The sequence below is a fragment of the Salinicola rhizosphaerae genome (assembly GCF_014652715.1).
In the GTDB taxonomy this organism is placed as follows: Bacteria; Pseudomonadota; Gammaproteobacteria; order Pseudomonadales; family Halomonadaceae; genus Salinicola; species Salinicola rhizosphaerae.
Map to the genome: position 1 here is coordinate 231,162 of NZ_BMZI01000005.1, position 7,507 is coordinate 238,668.

General features: G+C 62.0%; 6 protein-coding genes. 4 read left to right on the plus strand and 2 right to left on the minus strand.

What is annotated here, in order from left to right:
* The first annotated feature begins 1 nt into the window (after position 1).
* Positions 2-1,561, plus strand: a complete 1,560-nt coding sequence (locus IE125_RS19315) for a calcium-binding protein (protein ID WP_268249105.1) — start codon at positions 2-4, stop codon at positions 1,559-1,561.
* A gap of 34 nt (positions 1,562-1,595) precedes the next feature.
* Here the strand turns inward: IE125_RS19315 and IE125_RS12515 are convergent, their stop codons facing one another.
* Both IE125_RS12515 and IE125_RS12520 read right to left on the minus strand, forming a co-directional pair.
* A complete protein-coding gene (locus tag IE125_RS12515; protein ID WP_189445012.1) occupies positions 1,596-3,272 on the minus strand; it encodes a multidrug ABC transporter permease/ATP-binding protein in 1,677 nt (558 codons plus the stop codon).
* 169 nt (positions 3,273-3,441) lie between these two features.
* Positions 3,442-4,350, minus strand: a complete 909-nt coding sequence (locus IE125_RS12520) for a LysR family transcriptional regulator (protein WP_189445013.1) — start codon at positions 4,348-4,350, stop codon at positions 3,442-3,444.
* Between the two features lie 232 nt (positions 4,351-4,582).
* On the opposite strand from IE125_RS12520, the gene IE125_RS12525 reads away from it, so the two are divergent.
* The 3 genes from IE125_RS12525 (at position 4,583) to IE125_RS12535 (ending at position 7,404) form a co-directional block, all read left to right on the plus strand.
* Positions 4,583-5,602, plus strand: coding sequence for a zinc-dependent alcohol dehydrogenase family protein (locus tag IE125_RS12525; protein WP_189445014.1), 1,020 nt, complete (start codon positions 4,583-4,585; stop codon positions 5,600-5,602).
* Between the two features lie 134 nt (positions 5,603-5,736).
* Positions 5,737-6,612: an AEC family transporter gene (locus IE125_RS12530; protein WP_189445015.1), complete on the plus strand. Its 876-nt coding sequence runs from the start codon at positions 5,737-5,739 to the stop codon at positions 6,610-6,612.
* Between the two features lie 252 nt (positions 6,613-6,864).
* A complete protein-coding gene (locus tag IE125_RS12535) occupies positions 6,865-7,404 on the plus strand; it encodes a PRC-barrel domain containing protein (protein ID WP_229809088.1) in 540 nt (179 codons plus the stop codon).
* The last annotated feature ends 103 nt before the right edge of the window (positions 7,405-7,507 follow it).

Genomic DNA, 7,507 nt, shown 5'->3' on the forward strand with positions numbered 1-7,507 from the left:
CTTGCGCAGAAGGCCCCGATATCCCATCGGGCTCGCATGCCCAGCTAACGCTCTCCGAGCGTCTTCTCACCATAATAAACCAAATGCTACAAAGCGTTTCCCTGATCGGGCAATGATCTGGGTAGGATCGCGCCGTTTCACTGATCCACAGCAACGCCAAGGGTGCACCATGATTCGTGTCGACAACGATATCACCGCCGACGAGCTCGAAAATATCATTAACAAAAAAGCCAACGAAAATGAGACCGTCAAGCTGGAATCCGGCGAGTATCGCTTCGACCATGCCATCACCATCGCCCGCTCGGACGTGTCTCTAGTCGGTGAAGGGAGCGACGAAACGCACCTCACGTTCACCGACGATGCCCTGAAAGCGAACGACGACAACGCCATTCTGGTAACCGGCAGCGGCAAGAGTCGTATCAGTAGTCTGGCGTCCGATGCTCAGGAAGGCGACACCACCCTTGAGCTCTACGGAACGAAAAATCTCAAGGTCGGCGACACCGTTCGTATCGCGCAGAACAACAACACCGAGTACCTCAACAGTATCGGAGACGACGCGTGGCGGGAGATCGATTCGCCGCTGCGCACGAGCATGGCCAAGGTGATCGGTATCGACGGCGATGTCGTCACATTGGATCGCGGCGTGCATTTCGACTTCGACCACGGCAAAGCCGAGCTGACGCGAGTCGATAGCGCCGACGATGTAGCCCTGAAAGGCTTTTCAGTGGACTTCGAGCTCGGCGAACCGGATGCCGGCGAGTTCTCCAATACGCTCGATGATCTGTCGCGCTATCACGCGGTCGAGTACGCGGACACCACGGCTGGCGAGCTCGAGGATATCACCGTGAACAACGGACCTTCGACCGCTTTCGAATTCAGCCGTTCGCTGGACATCGATGCCGATTCTCTCACCGCCGACGGCGCGTTCGACAAGGGCAAAGGGGGCAACGGCTACGCTTTCGAGCTACGCGAAAGCTATGACGGTACCTTCGACGACCTCAGTGATTCGGGCATGCGCCACAGTGTACTATTTGCATCGTGGCACTCCTCTGTCGGCAACGATATCGAGGTGACTCGCACCGACCGAGACATCAACTTCCATGGCGGAAGTGACCACGACAATCGCGTGCATGTCACCCAATCCATTCGCGATCCGGACCACGATAAGATGTCGACCACCCTTTGGGTCAACGAAGGTGAATCGTTCGGTGCGCCGACCGACATGTCGAGCAACAAAGTCACCTTCGACGACGTGGTAGGGTCTCGCCGTAATGACGAGATCCATGGCAGCGACAAAGGGGTGACACTAGTCGGAGGCCCAGGCAGCGACCACCTTTACGGCGGCGACGGTGACGACGTGCTGGACCCCGGTTTTGGCTGGGGCGACAACTGGCTGGACGGCGGCGAAGGAGAGGATATCGCCCGCTTCGAGGGGGCGCGGGAGGACTACTCGATCACAACCGAAGACGGCGCTACTCATGTTGAGGGCAACGGTATCGAGGCCTCGCTGGTCGACATCGAAACACTGACGTTCAGCGACCGGGAGCAAGCTGTCGATTGATCCCGGCGCGGCGATGCTGTCGCGAGGGTGCGCCTCAGTCGGCGTCGATTCGTGCCACAGCGTCGCGGCTGGCCAGGTCGCGCTCGTCACCGATGAGTTCGCGCAGCTGGCCGCCGCGCATTTCGAGTAGCCGATCGGCGTGAGCGAAGTAGTGGTCGTCGTGGCTGATGGCGAAGACCGTGATACCCAGCTCGCGGAAGCGCGGCATCAGCTCACGATAGAAGGTGCGCCGGAATTGCGGGTCCTGATCGGCGGCCCACTCGTCGAGCAGCAGAATCTGACGCCGTTCGACCAGCGCCATCAACAGCGCCAGACGTTTGCGCTGCCCTTGGGAAAGTTCGGTGTCCATGACCCGACCGGATTCGAGCTGCAGCTTCTTCGCCAGCTGCAGCGTCTCGAGCCAGTTGTCGAGCAGCGCGGGATCGGCAGGACCGCCACGCGGCCCCATCAGGCGGTCGAACTGGTGGAAGTCGGTATAGACGGCAGAAAATCGCTGCCGGTAGCGATGCCAGTCGGCCTCCTCCACCGGCTCGCCGTCGATCAGGATGTCGCCACCGGCGGGCCGATAGAGTCCGGTCAAAAGCTTGGCCAGCGTCGACTTGCCGCTGCCGTTGCCACCGATCAGATAGACCTGTTCACCTCGGGTCAGGCGCAGGTCGACGGGGCCGATGCCGAAGCCAGCTCGGCCGGCCTTCTCCGGGTAACGATAGGTGACTCCGCGGAGTTCCAGCGTACGCCAGTCGGCGTCGTGCTCGACCAGATCGAAGCCCGGCGCGTAGGGTGCGAGCGCCAGTTCTCGCAGCTTGTCGAAGGAGACCTGGGCGGTAATCAACGTCGGCGTCGCACCGACCGCCTGAATGAGCGGCGAGCGCAGGAACAGAAGCGTCAACGAAAAGGTGGCGGCCACGGCCGTATTGGACCAGCCGAGTCCGTTGGCGAGGAAGAAGACCACACCGATGGCGCCCAGCATCATGATGTTCGTCCAGTTACCGGCGCTCAGATGATAGGTATCCGCACGAATGATGTGATCGCGGTAGGTGCGCGCGTCGCTGTCGTAGATCTGTTCCAGCAGATGCCGGGCGCGATCGCGGTTGAGCGCGAGCTCCTTGCGGCCGTGAATGATCGTCTCGTAGCTGCGATAGAGTCGGTCATCGGTTTCTCGGGTCACGCGAATGTGGTGATAGACCCGCGACACCAGCCACCAGCCGACGATCATCGTCACCGCGATCCATACCGCGGTCACCAGCAGCAGCGGCGGCGACAACCAGAGCAGGTAGGCGACCGATGCCAGCGTGATGATCACGCCCTGAACCAGCTCCGGGAGACGTACGAAGGCGATGGTGACGTTGCGGATATCGCTGGACAGACTCGCCAGAAGGTGGGCGCTGCCCAGCTGCTCCAGACGTTCGAGATCGGTGTCCAGGATTCGCTTGACCAGGCGACCGCGCAGACGATAGACGAAGTGATGGCCGAGCGTCGTCAGCGCCAGCTGAGAGCCGAGCGTCACCGCCAGCAGCAGCGCGACGAGGCCGATGAAAGGCGCGAGCGCCGTCACCACGCTGCCTTCGCCCTCTGCCGCCGTGCTCTCGATCAGATAATGATTGATGAAGGCGATCACGCCGATACCCAGCCCGGCGCTCACGAGGCTCAGCAGCATGACACCGACAAACGGCCAGCGGTAATGACGAAAGACGACGCGCAGTAGTTCCATTCGGATCTCGGGATCGGGGTGGGAGGCCGCCACCGGTCGTCAGGCTCCGGCGGCGTGAGTCAGCGCTGATTCTCGCAGAGAACGCAGGCGCGAATGATTCTGATCTTCACTGGAGAAGTCAAGGCGACGCTGCTCTCGGCGCCCCCGGACAAGACTTCGTCTGAAAGGTCTAATCTTCGTCTGAGAACATCATGCGTATACGCGACCGCAGCCAGCGCTCGCTGGGGTCGTTGTCATAGACGCTTTGCCACACCATGCTCATGGGCGAGGGGGGGCGCTCGAGCGGTAGCTCATCCACGCGTAGCCCGCCCTGGGCCGCGAGCACGTCGGCGGCGTAGTCCGGTACGGTCGCGACCATGTCGGTATCCTGCAGCAGCGAGGCGAGGCTGTTGAACTGCGGCACCGCCAGCACGATGCGTCGCTTGCGATTCTGCTCGGCAAGCAGGTCATCGACGTAGCCGTTGAGATCGCCGTCGAACGAGACCAGTGCATGCGGACGAGCGCAGTATTCGTCGAGGCTCAATGATCCCGGCCGGGTATCGGCCCGCAGCACCTTGGCGTAGGCCTGGCGCAGAACCCGCTGCTTGGCGTTGGCCGGAAGCTGGCGAGCATAGCCGACACCCACCGTTACCTCGCCGGTATTCAAAAGCTCGGGCATCAGATGAAAATCGGCGCGACGGACGACCAGCACGATGCCCGGCGCCTCGTTGCGCAAGCGCTTGAGCAGCGCCGGCAGCAGCGCGAATTCGACATCGTCACTGAAGCCGACGCGGAAGACCGCCTGGCTAGTCGCCGGGTCGAACTCGGTCGTTCGGCTCAGCACGCTGGAGATGGCGTCCAGCGCCGGCTGGAGCGCGTCGAAGATCTCCTGGGCCCTTGCCGTCGGCACCATCTGACGGCCGGTCCGCACCAGCAGCGGATCGCCGAAGACATCGCGAAGCCTGGAGAGCGCCGCACTGGTCGCCGGCTGGCCAAGAAACAGACGCTCGGCGGCCTTGGAAACACTGCGCTCCTGCATCAGTGTCTCGAACACGACAAGCAGTTTGAAATCCACACCGCGTAGATCACTTCGGTTCATCGACGGCCCGCTCCCTCCCTGATGGCCTTCTCGCCTGCGATGACTGGATACCATCCGGCCGCCGAGCACCGCGCCGAACGAACGTCTCGGCGCCCTCGATGCCCCGGAGGCCGTTGACCGCGCTGCAGGCGTTATCGATCCGGCTTATAGCCGATATCGACATCTCAACATAGTGTTTGTCACTTATCGTGGTTAGAGTCAAAAACAAGTTGCGAGAAAATCGAGGTGCAAGATGTCACGCGCAATACAATTTCAACGATTTGGCGGCGCCGACGTCCTGGAAATCATCGAAAGCGAGCCCGCCTCTCCCGCCGCCGGCGAGGTAGCGATCAAGACGCAGGCGGTCGGCATCAACTGGCAGGACGTCCTTTGGCGACGCGACATGGCGCAGACCCATGCCACGCTGCCCGCCGGGATCGGTTGCGAACTGGCCGGCGTGATCGAGGCGGTCGGACCGGGCGTCGAGGACTATGCGCCCGGCGATCGCGTCGCGTCGATTCCGGCCTACGACCCCAACCGCTACGCGACCTATGCCGAGCGCGCCACGCTGCCGGTCCAGGCGCTGATCCGCTACCCGGACTGCCTCACGCCGCTCCAGGCGAGCGTTCATTACGTGCCCTCCCTGATCAGCTGGCTCGGCTTTCGAGAGGTGGCCGATCTCAAGCCGGGCGAGACCGTGCTGATCACGGACGCCTGTCACATCGGTGGCCCGTACGCCGTGCAGGTAGCGAAAGCGATGGGCGCCCAGGTCATCGCCGCGACGCCGTTCGAGGAGGCGATCGACTATCTCAGGTCACTCGGCGCCGACGCGGTCATTCATACCGAAACGCAGGATCTGGGCCGGCGTATCGACAAGCTGACCGATGGACTGGGCGTCAACGTGGTGCTCGACGTTCAGGGCGGGCCCCAACTGAGCCTTCTGGGCGACCTGATGGCGCCACGCGGACGGCTGATTCTTTATGGCGCCCTGAGTGGCAACCAGACGACGTTTCCGGCCAAGGCCGCGTTCAGCAAGAACATTCAGTTTCATATCCACTGCCTGTCCAATTTCAGTGGCAAGCCGGAGTTGGGCATACCGCAGAACCGTGAGGCGCTCGATCGCGGCATCGCCGCCGTCGACCGACTGACGCGCGAGGGCCGATTGAAGCCCCAGGTGGATCGAATCTATCCGTTCGAGGAGATCGTCGAGGCCCACCGCTTCATGGAAGCGACGCCTTGCCACCTGGGTCGCGTCGCGATCGAACTCGCCTGACCGCCAATCCCGATCACATCGCTGGCCGCTTCCGATTCGGCGGTGGATTGCCGACGACGGATTGATGACAATGGATGCGGTTTTCCGCTCCCCACCAGGGGGCTCATCCATCATCGCTTTCCGAGGTCTTCCGCATGCTCGCTCAACTGTTCGCCGTCATGGCCCCCGTCCTGGTTGGCGCGAGCATCGGTTTCGGCTGGATTCGCCTGGGGCTCTCCTACCCGACCGAGTTCATTACCAAGCTGGTCTTCAATATCGGCACTCCCGCGCTGGTGCTCGCGTCGCTCTCCAATGCCGATGTCGACCCTGACGATTTTGGCCTGACCCTGATCGCTACCTTCGGCGTGCTCGCGGGCATGGCCATCGCCAGCTTTGGCGTTGCCAGGCTGCTGAACAAGCCCTGGCGTGTGCTCATCTCGCCGATGATGTACCCCAATGCCGGCAACATGGGCCTGCCCGTCGCGCTCTATGCGTTTGGCTCGGACGGTTTCACCTTCGCCATGACGGCCTGGGTCGCCAACGCCCTGATCCAGTTCACGGTCGGCATGATGATGGCCGCGCGGGGCAACCCCTGGAAGGCACTGGCGCGCAATCCGACGCTCTACAGCATCGCCATCTCGATGACGCTGCTGCTGACTGGCACTCACCTGCCGGCGTGGCTCTACAACTCGGTTCATCTGCTGTCCGGCCTGACGATTCCGATGATGCTGATCACGCTCGGGGTCTCGCTCGCCAGTATTCAGGCACGCAATCTCACATCGGGGTTCGTGTTCACTCTCTGCCGGGTACCCATCGCGCTGGCACTCGCCTTCGGCATCGGCCATCTGCTTTCGCTGCCGGCAATCGCTGTCAGCGCCCTCGCGCTTCAGATGAGCATGCCGGTGGCGGTCTACAACTATCTCTTCGCCCAGCGCTCGCGCCAGGAGCCCGAGTACGTTGCCAGCCTGGTGTTCTGCTCCACCCTGCTCGCCTTCATCTACTTGCCGGTCGAGCTGGCGTTCCTGCTGTAACCATTCGATACGCGACGGCGGGATCTGGGCGTCGAATCGCCCGCAACCGACGAGCGTCGGACACGACGCACGTGAAAAATCCTGATCGGCCGGGTATCGGTTCGCCTTGAAATCGGCTGGCGAGCAACTATATTACAGACTGTAATCTTTAAAAGGATATGGATTACAGCAAGTTGCACGTCATTCGACGCCTCTGCCAGGACAATTTTCCAGTAGCGGCGCTCGACAAAGCCAGGAAGCAAGGAGACCGATATGGCCAACATGACATGGAAGCAGACACTGGGCGCCGCCGCACTCGTTGCCGGCAGCGCGGGATTCTCCCACGCCGCGCTCGCGCAGGAAGACGCACAGGGCAATGAGCTTCAAGGCCTCTACTCCGCCGAGGAGCTGATGGATGCCGATGTCTTCCTGAAGAACGCCCCTGACGAGGACATCGGCGATGTCGACGATATCCTGCTGGGTGAAGACATGTCGGTGCAGGCCGTGGTGATCGAGACCGGCGGCGTCCTCGATATGGGCGACAAGGACCTTGTCGTCGAGAAAGGCAATTTCCAGGTCGAGACCCAGAACGACAGCGATCTCGACAACATCGAATACCACGTCGTGCTCGACATGGATCGGGACCAGCTCAGCCAGCAGCCGGTCTATGACAATGACTGGTGGCAGAATGCCAAGTCCCACGCCGCCGAAGCCTGGGAACAGACCAAACAAGGCGCCTCCAGCGCCTGGCAGAGCACCAAGTCAGCCACCTCGAACCTGCTGCAGGATGCTAGCGACGCCATCGATAACTGAGTGACGCTAACGGTAGATCTCGGCAGCTGAGGCACTGGCGCTGCCGAGGCTGCCTGTCACTACCTTGCAGACAAAAAATCGCCGACGCATGCGTCGGCGATTT

Excerpts from the sequence above, each read along its gene's own strand:
- IE125_RS12530 (WP_189445015.1), top strand. The coding sequence starts at position 5,737 with ATGCTCGCTCAACTGTTCGCCGTCATGGCCCCCGTCCTGGTTGGCGCG.
- IE125_RS12520 (WP_189445013.1), bottom strand. The coding sequence starts at position 4,350 with ATGAACCGAAGTGATCTACGCGGTGTGGATTTCAAACTGCTTGTCGTG.
- IE125_RS12525 (WP_189445014.1), top strand. The coding sequence starts at position 4,583 with ATGTCACGCGCAATACAATTTCAACGATTTGGCGGCGCCGACGTCCTG.
- IE125_RS12515 (WP_189445012.1), bottom strand. The coding sequence starts at position 3,272 with ATGGAACTACTGCGCGTCGTCTTTCGTCATTACCGCTGGCCGTTTGTC.
- IE125_RS12535 (WP_229809088.1), top strand. The coding sequence starts at position 6,865 with ATGGCCAACATGACATGGAAGCAGACACTGGGCGCCGCCGCACTCGTT.